Raw genomic sequence first — 17,579 nt, 5'->3', positions numbered from 1 at the left:
TTGAGTGCCACGACGGAAATTCGTCGTGGCACAAAGGCGACGCACGGCATTACTGAGCGTTGAATGCCTGGCCATTAATGCCAGTACTGTCCGGCCCCATCAGGTAGAGATACACCGGCATGATCTCTTCGGGTGTCGGATTGTTCAGCGGATTTTCCCCGGGGTACGCCTGGGCGCGCATGCTGGTGCGGGTGGCGCCGGGGTTGATGCTGTTGGAGCGCACCGGGGCCACGGTATCGACTTCATCGGCCAGGGTTTGCATCAGGCCTTCGGTGGCGAATTTGGAAACGCCGTAAGCGCCCCAATACGCGCGCCCCTTGCGCCCGACGCTGCTGGACGTGAACACCACCGAGGCGTCCTGCGACAGCTTGAGCAACGGCAACAGTGTGCTGGTGAGCATGAACATGGCGTTGACGTTGACCTGCATGACGCGCATGAAGTTTTCGCCGGACAACTGCTCGATCGGCGTGCGCGGCCCGATGATCGATGCGTTGTGCAGCAGGCCGTCGAGGTGACCGAATTCGGTTTCGATCATCGCCGCCAACTCATCGTATTGATGGGGCAGGGCGGTTTCCAGATTGAACGGAATCACGGCCGGTTGTGGATGGCCGGCGGCTTCGATTTCGTCGTACACCTGAGTCAGGTTGGCTTCGGTCTTGCCCAGCAACAAAACGGTGGCGCCGTGGGCGGCGTAGGTTTTTGCAGCGGCAGCACCAATCCCGCGACCAGCGCCGGTCACCAGAATGACCCGGTCCTTGAGCAATTCAGGGCGGGCGGAATAATCAAACATAAAAACCTCAACAAAATCGTGCATCGAACCAGTGGTGAGCTCAATGTGGCGAGGGGATTTATCCCCGTTCGGCTGCGAAGCAGTCGTAAATCATTTCATGTGGCGTACCTGACCCACCGTAATTACCGGTTTGGGGCCGCTTCGCGACCCGACGGGGATAAATCCCCTCACCACAATGTCCCGGACAAACCATCAAATCAGCAGCTGCAGAGCGCGCTATCCAACACCTTGCGCAACTCCAGCGGATGATCGACCACTGCATCAGCTCCCCAATGCCGCGGGTTGTCGTCCGGGTGAATGTAGCCATAAGTCACCGCAGCGGTTTTGGTGCCGGCATCTCGACCGGACTCAATGTCGCGCAGATCATCACCCACAAACAGCACGCTGGCCGGGTCGAGGTCGAGCATCTTGCACGCCAGGATCAACGGCTCAGGGTCCGGTTTGCTGTTCTTCACGTGATCGGGGCAGATCAACAACGCCGAACGCTCGGCCAGCCCCAGTTGCTGCATGATCGGCTCGGCAAACCGCAACGGCTTGTTGGTGACCACGCCCCAGATCAGGTTGGCTTTCTCGATGTCGACCAGCAGTTCAGCCATGCCGTCGAACAGCTTGCTGTGAACGGCGCAACCGGCGAGGTAGCGCTCGAGGAACTCCAGGCGCAGCTCTTCAAAGCCAGGCGATTCCGGGTCCATGCTGAACGTCACGGCGACCATCGCCTTCGCGCCGCCCGAGATTTCGTCGCGGATGTGCTTGTCGTTCACGGGTGGCAAACCGCGCTCGGCACGCATCGCCTGACAGATCGCAATGAAGTCCGGCGCGGTGTCGAGCAGCGTGCCGTCCATGTCGAAAAGAACTGCTCTGATACGCATCGGCTTACTCCTCGCGCAGGGTCTGGATCATGTAGTTGACGTCCACGTCGGCCGCCAGTTTGTAATGCTTGGTCAGCGGGTTGTACGTCAGGCCGATGATGTCCTTGACGGTCAGGCCGGCCATGCGGCTCCAGGCACCCAGCTCGGAAGGACGGATGAATTTCTTGAAGTCATGGGTGCCGCGTGGCAACAGCTTCATGATGTATTCGGCACCGACGATGGCGAACAGGTACGCCTTCGGGTTGCGGTTGATGGTGGAGAAAAACACCTGGCCGCCCGGTTTGACCATTTTGAAGCATGCGCGGATGACCGACGATGGATCCGGCACGTGTTCAAGCATTTCCAGGCAGGTCACGACGTCGAACTGCTCGGGCATTTCTTCCGCCAGGGCTTCGGCGGTGATCTGTCGGTATTCGACGCTCACGCCCGATTCCAGCTGATGCAGTTGAGCGACCGCCAGCGGCGCTTCGCCCATGTCGATGCCCATCACGGTCGCGCCGCGTTGGGCCATGGCTTCGCTGAGGATGCCGCCGCCACAACCGATGTCGAGGACCTTCTTGCCGGCCAGATGGACGCGTTCGTCAATCCAGTTGACCCGCAGCGGGTTGATGTCGTGCAGCGGTTTGAACTCGCTTTCGCGGTCCCACCAGCGATGGGCCAGGGCTTCGAATTTGGCGATTTCGGCGTAGTCGACGTTACTCATGGTTGATCCTCTGAAACTTGAAAAATCCTGTTGCCCCGACGGTTGCTCCGGGGTGCCTACAATTCGGTATGGCCGCTGATGCGCAGGCCCCAGGCCTTGGCGGTCGCGCACAGCTGTTCTTCATCCAGACGGGTCAGGCGACGGTCGTCGAGCAGTTGCTTGCCGCCGACCCAGACATGCTTCACGCAATCGCGACCGGTGGCATATATAAGCTGCGAAACCGGATCGTAGACCGGTTGCTGCGCCAGCCCGGAAAGGTCGAACGCGACCATGTCCGCGGCTTTGCCGACTTCCAGCGAGCCGACCTCTGTCTCGATTCCCAGCGCCCGGGCGCCGTTGAGCGTGGCCATGCGCAATGCGCGATGGGCGTCCAGCGCGGTGGCCGAACCCGCAACGGCTTTGGCCAGCAACGCGGCGGTGCGGGTTTCGCCGAGCAGGTCGAGGTCATTGTTGCTGGCGGCGCCATCGGTGCCGACGGCCACGTTCACGCCTGCCTGCCACAAACGCTCCACCGGGCAGAAACCGCTCGCCAGTTTCAGGTTCGACTCCGGGCAATGAATCACATTGGTGTTGCTTTCTACCAGCATCGCCAGGTCTTCATCGCTGATCTGAGTCATGTGAACGGCCTGGAAGCGCGGCCCCAACAGCCCAAGGCGCGCGAGTCGGGCCAGCGGGCGCTCGCCACGTTGCTCGACGGCCTGTTGTACTTCGAAGGCGGTTTCGTGGACGTGCATGTGGATCGACGCGTCCAGCTCTTCGGCGATCACCCGGATTTTCTCGAGGTTTTCGTCGCCCACGGTGTAGGGCGCGTGGGGGCCGAAGGTGACTTTGATGCGCTCGTGATGCTTCAGATCGTTGAACAATTCGACGCCCTGACGAATGGCCTCGTCCGCAGTGCTCGCCCCCGGGATCGGGAAGTCGAGGATCGGAATCGCGATTTGCGCGCGTATGCCGCTGTTATGCACCCGTTCGCTGGCAACCTTCGGGAAGAAATACATGTCAGAGAAGCAGGTGATGCCACCTTTTATCTGTTCGGCGATGGCAAGGTCGGTGCCGTCGCGTACAAAGGTCTCATCAACCCACCTGGCTTCGGCCGGCCAGATGTGGTTTTCCAGCCAGGTCATCAGCGGCAGATCGTCGGCCAGGCCTCGGAACAGTGTCATCGCGGCATGCCCGTGAGCATTGATCAGGCCTGGGCTGAGCAGCATGCCCGGCAGTTCGCGGACTTCGGTCGCCTCGAGTTTCAGCGCCGCCGAGCGCGGGCCGATGAAAACGATGCGCCCGTCGCGGAGGCCGATAGCGTGCTCTTTGAGGACAACACCAGCGGGTTCGACGGGTACCAGCCAGGTCGGCAGCAATAACAGGTCGAGCGCAGCGGCAGTGATCGGCATCGAGGGTCGGTTCCAGTGCTTTTGTAAAGGATGGCGAAGTATACCCGAGCGTCTTGGCGGGGGGATCGCTATAATCGGCGGCTTTGTTACTGAGTACGGGGTGTGGGATGCGCGATCGACTGTTGGCTGCGGAGAAGGTGAAGGCCATCGATTGGCGAGATGGCGCCCTGTATCTGCTGGATCAGCGCGTCTTGCCGTTCGAGGAAACCTGGATCGCCTACACCAGCGCTGCCGGCGTGGCCGAGGCCATTCGTTCGATGGTCGTGCGTGGCGCCCCGGCGATTGGCATCAGTGCCGCGTATGCCATGGTGCTCGCCGCCCGCGCCCGAATTGCCGAGGGCGGTGACTGGCAGGCCGCGTGGGAAGAGGACTACGCATTGCTCGCCGATTCCCGGCCAACCGCGGTGAATCTGTTCTGGGCGTTGGGTCGCATGCGTGATCGCCTGGATCGTCTCAAGGGTGATGCCGACCCTCTGGCGGCGCTGGAAGCGGAGGCCATGGCCATTCACGAAAGTGATCGCGAAGCTAACCTGACGATGGCGCAATTGGGTGTGGACCTGATCCGCAAGCATCAGGGCAATGCTCAGGCGATCCTGACCCATTGCAACACCGGCGCGCTGGCCACTGGCGGTTTTGGCACGGCGCTGGGCGTCATTCGCGGGGCATTCATTGAAGGCATGGTCGAGCGCGTTTATGCCGACGAAACCCGCCCGTGGCTGCAAGGTTCGCGACTGACCGCGTGGGAGCTGGCCAACGAAGGTATTCCGGTGACGCTCAACGCCGATTCTGCCGCGGCCCACATCATGAAGACAAAAGGCATCACCTGGGTCATCGTCGGCGCCGACCGGATCACCGCCAATGGCGACGTGGCCAACAAAATCGGCACCTATCAACTGGCGGTGAACGCGATGCACCACGGTGTGCGTTTCATGGTGGTGGCGCCGAGTTCGACCATCGACATGCACCTGGCCAGCGGCGACGACATTCCGATTGAAGAGCGTGACGGCCGCGAGTTGCTGGAAGTCGGTGGCAAGCGGGTCGGGGCGGATGTCGACGCGTTCAACCCGGTGTTCGATGTGACGCCGGCGGATCTGATTGATGCCATCGTTACCGAAAAGGGCATCGTCGAGCGCCCGGATACCGCAAAGATGGCGCAGTTGATGTGCCGCAAGCGGTTGCATTGACGCTACTGTGATCGGCGTAGGAGCTGCCGCAGGCTGCGATCTTTTAATCTTGTCGGCGCAAGCAGGCGACGTTCCCGAAAAGATCGCAGCCTGCGGCAGCTCCTACAGTTCATGTTTGCAAGTGGAGATTGATGCTGAATGCTCAATAAAAACGTCAGTTGCTGCTTACACAACACGTCTCTAAGCCTCTCTCGTCCCCTTCAAGCCTGCCACCAGTCAACTAACTACACTCCATGCGCATCTGGGGGATAGGTGCGTGGCGGCTCTTGTGATAACATCCGGCGGTTTCCAAGGTAGCCCGATGCGGCTGCCTTTACTGCGCAGATCCATGGCATAACTCGTTGATTTGTCGTAAGTCGGTGCATTGGCAATCAGCCTGCATCGGCGAGCTTCGTTCGTCCCATATGGATGTGACGAGGTTTCACCAGAAAAAGGAATCAGGCTTCTCATGGGCGAACTGGCCAAAGAAATCCTCCCGGTCAATATCGAAGACGAGCTGAAGCAGTCCTACCTCGACTACGCAATGAGCGTAATTGTCGGGCGGGCACTGCCGGATGCGCGCGATGGCTTGAAGCCCGTGCACCGGCGTGTGCTGTTCGCGATGAGCGAGCTGGGCAACGACTTCAACAAGCCGTACAAGAAATCTGCCCGTGTTGTCGGTGACGTGATCGGTAAGTATCACCCGCACGGTGATACCGCGGTGTACGACACCATCGTTCGGATGGCGCAGCCATTCTCGCTGCGCTACCTGCTGGTAGACGGTCAGGGCAACTTCGGTTCGGTGGACGGCGACAACGCCGCGGCCATGCGATACACCGAAGTGCGCATGACCAAGCTGGCGCACGAGCTGCTGGCTGACCTGCACAAAGAAACCGTGGACTGGGTGCCGAACTACGACGGCACCGAAATGATCCCGGCGGTCATGCCGACCCGTATTCCCAACCTATTGGTCAACGGCTCCAGCGGTATCGCCGTGGGCATGGCGACCAACATCCCGCCGCACAACCTCGGTGAAGTCATCGACGGTTGCCTGGCCCTCATCGACAACCCCGAGTTGACCATCGATGAGCTGATGCAATATATCCCCGGTCCGGACTTCCCGACCGCCGCGATCATCAACGGTCGCGCCGGCATCATCGAAGCCTACCGCACCGGCCGCGGGCGCATTTACATGCGCGCCCGCTCGATGATCGAAGACATCGACAAGGTCGGTGGCCGTCAGCAGATCGTCATCACCGAACTGCCGTATCAGCTGAACAAGGCCCGTCTGATCGAGAAGATCGCCGAGCTGGTTAAAGAGAAGAAACTGGAAGGCATCACCGAACTGCGCGACGAGTCCGACAAGGACGGTATGCGCGTCGTGATCGAGCTGCGTCGCGGCGAAGTGCCTGAGGTGATCCTCAACAACCTCTACGCCCAGACCCAGTTGCAAGCGGTATTCGGTATCAACATCGTTGCGCTGATCGACGGTCGTCCGCGGATCCTGAACCTCAAGGACCTGCTGGAAGCCTTTGTTCGCCACCGTCGCGAAGTGGTTACCCGCCGTACCGTCTTCGAACTGCGTAAAGCCCGTGAGCGCGGTCACATCCTGGAAGGTCAGGCGGTCGCCCTGTCCAACATCGATCCGGTCATCGCCCTGATCAAGGCCTCGCCGACGCCGTCGGAAGCCAAGGAAGCGCTGATCAAGACCGCGTGGGAATCTTCCGCCGTGGTCGCGATGGTCGAGCGTGCCGGTGCCGACTCTTGCCGTCCGGAGACTCTGGACCCGCAATACGGCCTGCGCGAAGGCAAGTACTTCCTTTCGCCAGAACAGGCGCAAGCCATTCTGGAACTGCGTCTGCACCGTCTGACCGGTCTGGAACACGAGAAGCTGCTGGCCGAGTATCAAGAGATCCTTAACCAGATCGGCGAACTGATCCGCATCCTCAGCAGCGCCACGCGCCTGATGGAAGTGATCCGCGAAGAACTGGAAGTGATCCGCGCCGAGTACGGCGACGTGCGCCGCACCGAGATTCTCGATGCCCGTCTCGACCTGACCCTGGGTGACATGATCCCGGAAGAAGAGCGCGTCGTGACCATTTCCCACGGTGGCTACGCCAAGACCCAGCCGTTGGCTGCGTACCAGGCCCAGCGTCGTGGCGGTAAAGGCAAATCGGCCACTGGCGTCAAGGATGAGGACTACATCGCTCACCTGCTGGTCGCCAACAGCCACACCACGTTGCTGCTGTTCTCCAGCAAAGGCAAAGTGTACTGGCTCAAAACCTACGAAATCCCGGAAGCGTCCCGCGCGGCCCGTGGTCGTCCGCTGGTCAACCTGCTGCCGCTGGACAGTGATGAATACATCACCACCATGTTGCCGGTCGAGGAATACACCGAAGGTCACTTCATCTTCATGGCCACTGCCAAAGGCACCGTGAAGAAGACCCCGCTGGAATCCTTCAGCCGTCAACGCAGCGTTGGTTTGATCGCGCTGGAGCTGGACGAAGGTGACGTACTGATTTCTGCCGCGATTACCGATGGCGAGCGCGAAGTCATGCTGTTCTCCGACGGCGGCAAGGTCACTCGCTTCAAGGAAACCGACGTTCGCGCCATGGGCCGTACCGCTCGCGGTGTTCGCGGCATGCGTCTGCCGGAAGGCCAGAAGCTGATTTCCATGCTGATCCCGGAAGAAGGCAGCGAGATCCTCACTGCTTCGGCCCGTGGTTTCGGCAAGCGTACCGCGATCAGCGAGTTCCCTGAGTACAAGCGTGGCGGTCAGGGCGTTATCGCCATGGTCAGCAACGACCGTAACGGCCGTCTGGTCGGCGCGGTCCAGGTGCTTGACGGCGAGGAAATCATGCTGATTTCCGACCAGGGTACGTTGGTGCGTACTCGCGTCGACGAAGTCTCCAGTCTGGGTCGTAACACCCAGGGCGTGACCCTGATCAAGCTGGCCAGCGATGAAACGCTGGTAGGCCTGGAACGGGTTCAGGAGCCGTCGGAAGTCGAAGGCGAAGAGCTTGAAGGCGAAGAAGGTGAAGAGGGTGCAGTGTTCGACGGTGAAGTCGTGATCGACGATGCCGTTGAAGACCAGCAACTCGACGCCGCCGCTGACGAAGAACCGCAAGAGTAAGCGGACACACAGGGGGCGGATGAAAATTCGCCCCCTTGTTGTTTGTCCCCCAAGAATTATGGAACTGTTTTTAATGTAGGAGCTGTCGAGCGAAGCGAGGCTGCGATCTCTTGATCTGGCTCTTGCTGTGCTCAGCACCCAAAGATCGCAGCCTCGCTCCGCTCGACAGCTCCTACAGACTGATCGTACCCGTGCAGTGCGCAGGACCGATCAAACCGATGTTGTGATTTATTGCGTGATACCACCAAATCAGAGCGAGATTGGATGTGAGCAAGAGAGCCTATAACTTCTGTGCCGGTCCTGCGGCACTTCCCGAAGCTGTCCTGCAGCGCGCCCAGGGTGAACTCCTTGATTGGCACGGCAAGGGCCTCTCGGTCATGGAAATGAGCCATCGCAGTGATGAGTTCGTGTCCATCGCTACCAAGGCCGAGCAGGATCTGCGTGATCTGCTGAATATCCCCTCGAACTATAAAGTGCTGTTTCTGCAAGGTGGCGCCAGCCAGCAATTTGCCCAGATTCCTCTGAACCTGTTGCCGGAAAGCGGCACTGCCGACTATATCGATACCGGTATCTGGTCGCAGAAAGCCATTGAAGAAGCGTCGCGCTACGGCCACGTCAATGTTGCCGCCACCGCCAAGCCTTACGACTATTTCGCCATTCCCGGCCAGAACGAATGGCAGCTGTCGAAAGACGCGGCCTACGTGCACTACGCGCCGAACGAAACCATCGGCGGGCTGGAATTCAACTGGGTTCCGGAAACGGGCGACGTTCCACTGGTCGCCGACATGTCCTCGGACATTCTCTCGCGCCCGATTGACGTTTCGCGCTTCGGCATGATCTACGCCGGCGCCCAGAAAAACATCGGCCCGAGCGGCATCGTCGTGAACATCGTTCGTGAAGACCTGCTGGGCAATGCCCGCTCGCTGTGCCCGACCATGCTCAACTACAAGGTCGCGGCCGATAACGGCTCGATGTACAACACGCCGCCGACCCTGGCCTGGTACCTGTCCGGCCTGGTGTTCGAGTGGCTGAAAGAGCAGGGTGGTGTTGAAGCCATCGGCAAGCTCAATGAAGTGAAGCAGCGCACGCTGTACGACTTCATCGACGCCAGCGGCCTCTACAGCAACCCGATCAACAAGTCGGACCGCTCGTGGATGAACGTGCCGTTCCGCCTCGCCGATGATCGTCTGGACAAACCATTCCTGGCCGGCGCCGACGAACGCGGCTTGCTGAACCTCAAGGGTCACCGTTCCGTGGGCGGCATGCGTGCCTCCATCTATAACGCCGTCGACATCGTTGCGGTCAACGCACTGATCTCGTACATGGCAGAGTTCGAGAAGGAACACGGCTAATGTCTGAGCAAGAACTCAAGGCCCTGCGCGTTCGCATTGATGCTCTGGACACCAAGGTGCTGGAGTTGATCAGTGAACGCGCACGCTGCGCCCAGGAAGTTGCGCGGGTAAAAATGGCCTCGCTGGCGGAAGGTGAAGTGCCGGTGTTCTATCGTCCTGAGCGTGAAGCTCAGGTGCTCAAGCGCGTGATGGAGCGTAACCAGGGACCGCTGGGCAACGAAGAGATGGCGCGTTTGTTCCGCGAAATCATGTCCTCGTGCCTGGCCCTCGAGCAGCCGCTGAAAGTGGCTTACCTCGGCCCTGAGGGCACCTTCACTCAAGCAGCGGCGATGAAGCACTTCGGTCACGCGGTGATCAGCAAGCCGATGGCGGCGATCGACGAAGTGTTCCGTGAAGTGGCGGCCGGTGCGGTGAACTTTGGCGTGGTCCCGGTGGAAAACTCTACCGAAGGCGCCGTCAACCACACCCTCGACAGCTTTCTCGAGCACGACATGGTCATCTGTGGCGAAGTCGAGTTGCGCATTCACCACCACCTGTTGGTCGGTGAAAACACCAAGACCGACAGCATCAGCCGCATCTATTCCCACGCCCAGTCGCTGGCCCAGTGCCGCAAGTGGCTGGATGCACACTACCCGAATGTCGAGCGCGTGGCGGTTTCGAGCAACGCCGAAGCGGCCAAGCGGGTCAAGGGTGAGTGGAACTCGGCGGCGATTGCCGGTGACATGGCCGCGGGCTTGTACGGGCTGACACGTCTGGCCGAGAAAATCGAGGATCGCCCGGACAACTCCACGCGATTCCTGATGATCGGCAGCCAGGAAGTGCCGCCGACCGGCGACGACAAGACCTCGATCATCGTCTCCATGAGCAACAAGCCCGGCGCGCTTCACGAGTTGCTGGTGCCGTTCCACGACAATGGCATCGACCTGACGCGCATCGAGACGCGTCCTTCGCGTAGCGGTAAATGGACCTACGTGTTCTTCATCGATTTTGTCGGCCACCACCGCGATCCGCTGGTAAAAGGTGTGCTGGAAAAGATCAGTCAGGAAGCAGTGGCACTCAAAGTGCTGGGTTCCTACCCGAAAGCGGTTCTCTAAGGGGTAGCAAATGAGTGGTGACTTCCTCGCCTTGGCGCAGCCGGGCGTGCAACAACTTTCGCCTTACGTTCCAGGCAAACCTGTGGACGAACTGGCCCGCGAGCTGGACATCGATCCGGCGAGCATCGTAAAACTGGCGAGCAACGAAAACCCGTTGGGCGCCAGTCCTAAGGCTTTGGCCGCTATTCGCGAAGAACTGGCCGAGCTGACACGCTATCCGGACGGCAACGGTTTTGCCCTCAAGACCCTGCTGGCCGATCAGTGCCGCGTCGAACTGAATCAAGTGACGCTGGGCAACGGTTCCAACGATATTCTTGAGCTGGTCGCGCGTGCCTATCTGGCGCCGGGCCTGAACGCGGTGTTCAGCGAGCACGCGTTCGCGGTTTATCCGATCGTCACCCAGGCCGTCGGCGCGACAGCCAAGGTGATTCCGGCCAAAGACTGGGGCCATGATCTGTCGGCCATGCTGGCCGCGATCGACGCCGATACCCGGGTGATGTTCATCGCCAACCCGAACAACCCGACCGGCACCTGGTTTGGCGCCGAAGCGCTGGACGAGTTTCTGCAGGATGTTCCGGAGCACGTGCTGGTGGTGCTGGACGAGGCCTACATCGAATACGCCGAAGGCAGCGACTTGCCGGACGGTCTGGATTACCTGGCGGCTTACCCGAATTTGCTGGTCTCGCGCACCTTCTCCAAGGCCTACGGTCTGGCGGCGTTGCGGGTCGGTTATGGCTTGTCCACTGCCGTGGTGGCCGATGTGCTGAACCGCGTGCGTCAGCCGTTCAACGTCAACAGCCTGGCCCTGGCCGCCGCATGCGCCGCCTTGCAGGACGCCGAGTACCTGGCTGAAAGCCGCCGCTTGAACGACGCCGGCATGCAACAGCTCGAAGCGGGTTTTCGTGAGCTGGGGTTGAGCTGGATTCCGTCCAGGGGCAACTTCATCTGCGTCGATCTGGGTCGTGTTGCGGCGCCGGTCTTCCAGGGCCTGCTGCGCGAAGGCGTGATCGTGCGTCCGGTGGCCAACTACGGCATGCCGAATCACCTGCGTATCACCATCGGTTTGCCGACTGAAAACAGCCGCTTCCTCGAGGCGCTGACCAAGGTTATGGCTCGTGGTTGATGTCACGGCTCTGCAATCTGCTGAACCTGTGATCGGTCGCCTGGTGGTGGTCGGTCTGGGGTTGATCGGCGGTTCGTTTGCCAAAGGCTTGCGTGAGAGTGGCCTGTGTCGCGAAGTGGTTGGCGTCGATCTTGATCCGCAGTCGCGCAAGCTGGCGGTTGAGCTGGGCGTGGTCGATCGCTGTGAAGAAGACCTGACGATTGCCTGTCAGGGCGCTGACGTGATTCAACTGGCCGTGCCGATTCTGGCGATGGAAAAAATGCTCGCGCGCCTGGCCGCAATGGATCTGGGGTCGGCCATCCTGACCGACGTCGGCAGCGCCAAGGGTAACGTCGTGCGCGCCGCGACCGAAGCGTTTGGCGGCATGCCGGCGCGTTTCGTGCCCGGTCATCCGATTGCCGGCTCCGAGCAGAGCGGGGTGGAAGCCTCCAATGCCGAGCTGTTCCGCCGCCATAAAGTGATCCTGACGCCGCTGGATCAGACCGATCCGGCCGCATTGGCCGTGGTCGACCGTTTGTGGCGCGAATTGGGCGCTGATGTCGAACACATGCAGGTCGAGCGCCACGACGAAGTGTTGGCGGCAACCAGCCATTTGCCGCACTTGCTGGCGTTCGGTCTGGTCGATTCATTGGCCAAGCGCAATGAAAACCTTGAGATCTTCCGTTACGCTGCCGGCGGTTTCCGTGATTTCACAAGAATCGCGGGAAGCGACCCGGTCATGTGGCACGACATCTTCCTCGCCAACCGCGAAGCTGTCCTGCGCACACTCGATACATTTCGCAGCGACCTCGACGCCTTGCGCGACGCGGTCGATGCAGGGGATGGGCACCAATTGTTGGGCGTGTTCACACGCGCTCGGGTTGCCCGCGAACATTTCAGCAAAATCCTGGCCCGCCGGGCTTATGTGGACGCTATGAACTCCAACGACCTGATTTTCCTGGCACAACCTGGTGGCCGCCTGACTGGGCGGATTCGTGTACCGGGCGACAAATCGATTTCCCACCGTTCAATCATGCTCGGCTCCCTGGCCGAAGGCACTACTGAAGTGGAAGGTTTCCTCGAGGGCGAAGACGCTCTGGCGACCTTGCAAGCCTTCCGTGACATGGGCGTGGTGATCGAAGGTCCGCACCATGGCCGCGTGACCATCCATGGCGTCGGCCTGCATGGCCTGAAGCCTGCGCCGGGCCCGATCTATCTGGGCAATTCGGGCACGTCGATGCGTCTGTTGTCCGGCTTGCTGGCCGCGCAGAGCTTCGACAGCACCTTGACTGGCGACGCCTCGCTGTCCAAGCGTCCGATGAATCGCGTGGCCAATCCGCTGCGCGAAATGGGCGCCGTGATCGAAACCGCTGCAGAAGGTCGTCCGCCGATGATCATTCGTGGTGGCAACAAGCTCAAAGGCCTGACTTACACCATGCCGATGGCCAGTGCCCAGGTTAAATCCTGCCTGCTGTTGGCCGGTTTGTACGCTGAAGGCCAGACCACCGTCACCGAGCCTGCTCCTACTCGCGACCACACCGAGCGCATGCTGCGCGGTTTCGGCTACCCGGTCAGCGTCAATGGCGCTACGGCATCCGTTGAATCCGGCCACAAGCTGACGGCGACCCACATTGAAGTGCCGGGTGATATTTCATCTTCCGCGTTCTTCCTGGTTGCGGCGTCGATCGCCGAAGGTTCCGAGTTGGTGCTCGAACACGTAGGCATCAACCCGACCCGGACCGGCGTGATCGACATCCTGCGCCTGATGGGCGCTGACATCACCCTGGAAAATCAGCGTGAAGTCGGCGGCGAGCCGGTAGCAGACCTGCGAGTACGTGCAGCTAAACTCAAAGGTATCGAGATTCCGGAAGCGCTGGTGCCATTGGCCATCGACGAATTCCCGGTGTTGTTCGTGGCAGCGGCGTGTGCCGAAGGGCGCACTGTTTTGCGCGGCGCCGAAGAGCTGCGAGTCAAGGAGTCGGACCGGATTCAGGTGATGGCCGATGGCTTGCTGGCATTGGGCGTGAAATGCGAACCGACCCCGGACGGCATCATCATCGACGGCGGCCTGATCGGTGGCGGCGAAGTGCACGGTCACGGCGATCACCGGATTGCCATGGCGTTCAGCGTTGCATCGCTGCGTGCCACCGCACCGATCCGCATCCATGACTGCGCCAACGTCGCGACCTCGTTCCCGAACTTCCTGGCGCTGTGCGCCCAGGTCGGTATCCGCGTTGCACAAGAGGCTCAGTCGTGAATATCAAGCCACCGGTCATCACCATCGACGGGCCCAGCGGTTCGGGCAAGGGCACTATTGCCGGGATTCTGGCCAGGCGTCTGGGCTGGTGCCTGCTGGATTCCGGTGCGTTGTACCGTGTATTGGCTTTCGCGGCGCGCAACCATGGCGTCGATCTGACGAATGAAGAGTCGTTGAAGCTGCTGGCGGCACATCTGGACGTGCAGTTCGTCGGGGCGACAGAAGGTCATCCGCAGCGAATCATCCTTGAAGGTGATGACGTCACCGATGATTTGCGTAACGAACAAGTCGGCGCCTGGGCCTCGCAAGTGGCCGCTCTGCCGGCCGTTCGCGATGCACTGCTGCAGCGCCAGCGCGCGTTTCAGGAGGCCCCGGGCCTGGTGGCCGATGGCCGCGATATGGGTACGGTGGTTTTTCCTGACGCGCCGCTGAAGATATTCCTCACTGCCAGTGCCGAGGAGCGTGCGCGCCGTCGTTACTTGCAGTTGAAGGGCAAAGTCGATGGTGTTAGTCTGTCGAGTCTGCTAGATGAGATACGTGTCCGCGACGAGCGTGACACCCAGCGAGCGGTAGCCCCGCTCAAGCCGGCGGCTGACGCCATTCAGCTGGATTCCACGGAATTATCCATCGATCAGGTGCTGCAACGCATCATGAGCGAGATCGCACTCCGCGATATCGCCGGGTGACCAAGAAGCGACCCAGGGGACCAGTCATAGTCCTGCGTTGTTTCTTTAAATGAACGTAACCCACGTCGTCTGGGATGTGGAGATGGGCGTATTCTTCGCCCTTATCATCAGGAATTAAAATGAGCGAAAGCTTTGCGGAACTCTTTGAAGAAAGCCTAAAAACCCTGAACCTTCAGGCAGGCTCCATCATCACCGGTGTTATCGTTGATATCGATTACCAAGCTCGCTGGGTAACCGTTCACGCTGGCCTGAAGTCTGAAGCACTCATCCCGCTTGAGCAGTTCTATAACGACGCTGGCGAGCTGAACATCAACGTTGGTGACGAAGTTCACGTAGCGCTGGATTCGGTTGAAGACGGCTTTGGTGAAACCAAGCTGTCCCGTGAGAAAGCCAAGCGCGCTGAATGCTGGATTGTTCTGGAAGCTGCCTTCGCAGCCGAGGAAGTGGTCAAGGGCGTTATCAACGGTAAGGTTAAAGGCGGCTTCACTGTCGACGTTAACGGCATCCGTGCGTTCCTGCCAGGTTCCCTGGTTGACGTCCGTCCTGTGCGCGATACCACGCACCTGGAAGGCAAAGAGCTGGAATTCAAGGTCATCAAGCTCGACCAGAAACGCAACAACGTTGTCGTTTCCCGTCGTAGCGTCCTCGAAGCCGAGAACTCCGCTGAGCGTGAAGCTCTGCTGGAATCCCTGCAGGAAGGTCAACAAGTCAAAGGTATCGTCAAGAACCTCACCGATTACGGCGCATTCGTCGATCTGGGTGGCGTCGATGGCTTGCTGCACATTACCGACATGGCTTGGAAGCGTATCAAGCATCCTTCCGAAATCGTCAACGTTGGCGACGAGATCGATGTCAAGGTTCTGAAGTACGATCGCGAACGCAATCGTGTTTCCCTGGGCCTCAAGCAACTGGGTGAAGATCCATGGGTTGCTATCAAAGCCCGTTACCCGGAAAGCACTCGCGTTACCGCTCGTGTAACCAACCTGACTGACTACGGCTGCTTCGCTGAGCTGGAAGAAGGCGTTGAAGGCCTGGTACACGTTTCCGAAATGGACTGGACCAACAAGAACATCCACCCTTCGAAAGTCGTACAAGTCGGCGACGAAGTGGAAGTTATGGTTCTGGACATCGACGAAGAGCGTCGTCGTATCTCCCTCGGCATCAAGCAGTGCAAATCTAACCCATGGGAAGATTTCTCTGGTCAGTTCAACAAGGGCGATAAAATCTCCGGCACCATCAAGTCGATCACCGATTTCGGTATCTTCATTGGTCTGGACGGCGGCATCGACGGTCTGGTTCACCTGTCCGACATCTCCTGGAACGAAGTGGGCGAAGAAGCCGTTCGCCGCTTCAAGAAGGGCGACGAGCTGGACACCGTTATCCTGTCGGTTGACCCAGAGCGCGAGCGCATCTCCCTGGGTATCAAGCAACTGGAAAGCGATCCGTTCTCCGAGTACGTTCAAGAGAACGACAAAGGCGCAATCGTTAAAGGCATCGTGAAAGAAGTTGACGCTAAAGGCGCCATCATCACCCTGGCCGACGATATCGAAGCGACTCTGAAAGCCTCCGAAATCAGCCGTGACCGCGTTGAAGACGCGCGCAACGTTCTGAAAGAAGGCGAAGAAGTAGAAGCCAAGATCATCAGCGTTGACCGCAAGAGCCGCGTAATCCAGCTCTCCATCAAGTCGAAAGACGTTGAAGAAGAGAAAGAAGCAATCCAGAGCCTGCGCGAGAAGCCAGCTTCGGACACTGCTGCTCCTGGTCCTACCACTCTGGGCGACCTGTTGCGTGCACAAATGGAAAAACAGAACTAAGTTCTGTCAGACCATAGAAAAAGGGCGACTTCGGTCGCCCTTTTTTGTGGGCGGGATTTGGCAGGTCGTATGCTAAATGCGGTGAAACCAATTGTGCCAACAAGGTGTCTGTTTCTTTAACAGGATCAATCGCTTAATTGCAGCTAGTCTTTAGACGCAAGCAAACGACAGTCGGGCAATGTGCTCGGCATAAGGAAGCGCATGAGCAAGCTCATTGTCGTCATTGCATTACTGACACTGGCGGGGTGTTCGACCCGCGCAACGACTCACGTAGTGCGTGGGGTGAGTGGTATCGAGGTTGATTGTTCCGGGCTGGGGTCAGGCTGGGAGAAATGTCAGAAGCGTGCCGCAAAAGAATGCAAGGGTGCAGGCTATAGGGTGATAACAAGGTCCGATGATGCCAAAGACGAAGATGAATATCCTTTTGGCTTCAACCCTGCGGGTTATCTGACGCGCACCCTGTTGGTAATTTGCAAATGAGGACTGCGGGGCGTTTCGCACCGGCCTGAAATTAGGTGGCTTCTTGGCGCAAATTTGTCAAATTCCGGGCTGTTCAAATTCCGTTGGGCATGCTAAAACCTTTGAAACGCTTTTCCTAGATGCTTGAAAAAGAAGGGAAAAATATGACGAAGTCGGAGTTGATCGAACGAATTGTCACCCATCAAGGCCTGCTTTCATCGAAAGATGTGGAACTGGCAATAAAGACTATGCTTGAACAAATGTCCCAATGTCTTGCCACTGGGGATCGAATTGAGATTCGGGGGTTTGGCAGTTTCTCTCTTCACTACCGAGCGCCGCGTGTGGGGCGCAATCCGAAAACGGGCCAATCGGTGAGTCTTGATGGGAAGTTTGTCCCGCATTTTAAACCGGGGAAGGAATTGCGGGATCGGGTGAATGAGGAAGAGGAAGAGCATGTTGACCTCTAGATTCATCGAAATGCTGGGGGGCTTCCATGAAGAATTTTAAACGCGCAACCATCGCGGCGTTTTTGTTGGTTGTGGGGCTTATCGTAGTGCTGTTTTTTCTTGAAAATCGGCAAGTAGTTTCATTGTTTTTTTTAGGTTGGGCTACACCCCAATTGCCAGTTTCGGCGTGGGTATTGCTGGCGCTGCTGACAGGCATGGTAATCAGCCCGATACTGGTCTGGTTTAAAGGTATTCGCGGTCGTCACAGCCTGGTGCGTGGTGAAACTGCCGGTCGTAAATCAAGACAGTGATGTCGCAAG

General features: G+C 59.2%; 15 protein-coding genes. 11 read left to right on the top strand and 4 right to left on the bottom strand.

What is annotated here, in order from left to right; all coding sequences use genetic code 11:
* Positions 1-49: 49 nt before the first annotated feature.
* From F8N62_RS18650 to F8N62_RS18635, 4 genes are all read right to left on the bottom strand, one after another.
* The gene (locus tag F8N62_RS18650) at positions 50-790 is read right to left on the bottom strand and encodes a YciK family oxidoreductase (RefSeq protein ID WP_008031809.1); all 741 of its coding nucleotides are present in this window, start codon (positions 788-790) and stop codon (positions 50-52) included.
* Between the two features lie 197 nt (positions 791-987).
* Complete coding sequence (gene mupP / locus F8N62_RS18645) at positions 988-1,659, bottom strand: N-acetylmuramic acid 6-phosphate phosphatase MupP (RefSeq protein ID WP_150712051.1); 672 nt, start codon at positions 1,657-1,659, stop codon at positions 988-990.
* 4 nt (positions 1,660-1,663) lie between these two features.
* Complete coding sequence (gene ubiG, locus F8N62_RS18640; protein WP_150712050.1) at positions 1,664-2,362, bottom strand: bifunctional 2-polyprenyl-6-hydroxyphenol methylase/3-demethylubiquinol 3-O-methyltransferase UbiG; 699 nt, start codon at positions 2,360-2,362, stop codon at positions 1,664-1,666.
* Positions 2,363-2,418: 56 nt separating this feature from the next.
* Entirely contained in the window at positions 2,419-3,753 is a 1,335-nt protein-coding gene (locus tag F8N62_RS18635; protein WP_150712049.1) for a TRZ/ATZ family hydrolase, read from the bottom strand.
* Positions 3,754-3,860: 107 nt separating this feature from the next.
* Here F8N62_RS18635 and mtnA point away from each other — a divergent pair, with 107 nt between their 5' ends.
* The 11 genes from mtnA (at position 3,861) to F8N62_RS18580 (ending at position 17,570) form a co-directional block, all read left to right on the top strand.
* Positions 3,861-4,937, top strand: a complete 1,077-nt coding sequence (gene mtnA, locus F8N62_RS18630; protein WP_150712048.1) for an S-methyl-5-thioribose-1-phosphate isomerase — start codon at positions 3,861-3,863, stop codon at positions 4,935-4,937.
* 448 nt (positions 4,938-5,385) lie between these two features.
* On the top strand, positions 5,386-8,049 hold the full coding sequence (gyrA, locus tag F8N62_RS18625) for a DNA gyrase subunit A (protein ID WP_150712047.1): 2,664 nt from the start codon (positions 5,386-5,388) through the stop codon (positions 8,047-8,049).
* 266 nt (positions 8,050-8,315) lie between these two features.
* Positions 8,316-9,401 (top strand): 3-phosphoserine/phosphohydroxythreonine transaminase, encoded by a 1,086-nt coding sequence (gene serC, locus F8N62_RS18620; RefSeq protein WP_150712046.1) that lies wholly within the window; start codon positions 8,316-8,318, stop codon positions 9,399-9,401.
* Positions 9,401-10,495: a prephenate dehydratase gene (gene pheA, locus F8N62_RS18615; RefSeq protein WP_029298704.1), complete on the top strand. Its 1,095-nt coding sequence runs from the start codon at positions 9,401-9,403 to the stop codon at positions 10,493-10,495. Before serC ends, pheA begins: the two co-directional genes overlap by 1 nt.
* Positions 10,496-10,505: 10 nt before the next feature.
* On the top strand, positions 10,506-11,618 hold the full coding sequence (hisC, locus tag F8N62_RS18610; RefSeq protein ID WP_150712045.1) for a histidinol-phosphate transaminase: 1,113 nt from the start codon (positions 10,506-10,508) through the stop codon (positions 11,616-11,618).
* Positions 11,619-11,646: 28 nt separating this feature from the next.
* Complete coding sequence (locus F8N62_RS18605; RefSeq protein ID WP_263597224.1) at positions 11,647-13,854, top strand: bifunctional prephenate dehydrogenase/3-phosphoshikimate 1-carboxyvinyltransferase; 2,208 nt, start codon at positions 11,647-11,649, stop codon at positions 13,852-13,854.
* The gene (cmk, locus tag F8N62_RS18600) at positions 13,851-14,540 is read left to right on the top strand and encodes a (d)CMP kinase (RefSeq protein ID WP_150712043.1); all 690 of its coding nucleotides are present in this window, start codon (positions 13,851-13,853) and stop codon (positions 14,538-14,540) included. Before F8N62_RS18605 ends, cmk begins: the two co-directional genes overlap by 4 nt.
* A 119-nt stretch (positions 14,541-14,659) precedes the next feature.
* Positions 14,660-16,354, top strand: coding sequence for a 30S ribosomal protein S1 (gene rpsA / locus F8N62_RS18595; protein WP_150712042.1), 1,695 nt, complete (start codon positions 14,660-14,662; stop codon positions 16,352-16,354).
* Between the two features lie 201 nt (positions 16,355-16,555).
* On the top strand, positions 16,556-16,834 hold the full coding sequence (locus F8N62_RS18590; protein WP_150712041.1) for a hypothetical protein: 279 nt from the start codon (positions 16,556-16,558) through the stop codon (positions 16,832-16,834).
* Positions 16,835-16,977: 143 nt separating this feature from the next.
* Positions 16,978-17,280, top strand: a complete 303-nt coding sequence (gene ihfB, locus F8N62_RS18585; RefSeq protein ID WP_150712209.1) for an integration host factor subunit beta — start codon at positions 16,978-16,980, stop codon at positions 17,278-17,280.
* 26 nt (positions 17,281-17,306) lie between these two features.
* Positions 17,307-17,570: a lipopolysaccharide assembly protein LapA domain-containing protein gene (locus F8N62_RS18580; RefSeq protein ID WP_150712040.1), complete on the top strand. Its 264-nt coding sequence runs from the start codon at positions 17,307-17,309 to the stop codon at positions 17,568-17,570.
* Positions 17,571-17,579: the final 9 nt, after the last annotated feature.

Source organism: Pseudomonas fluorescens, assembly GCF_902497785.1.
GTDB classification, from domain to species: Bacteria; Pseudomonadota; Gammaproteobacteria; order Pseudomonadales; family Pseudomonadaceae; genus Aquipseudomonas; species Aquipseudomonas fluorescens_BO.
This window is presented reverse-complemented; position numbering and strand designations above follow the sequence as displayed.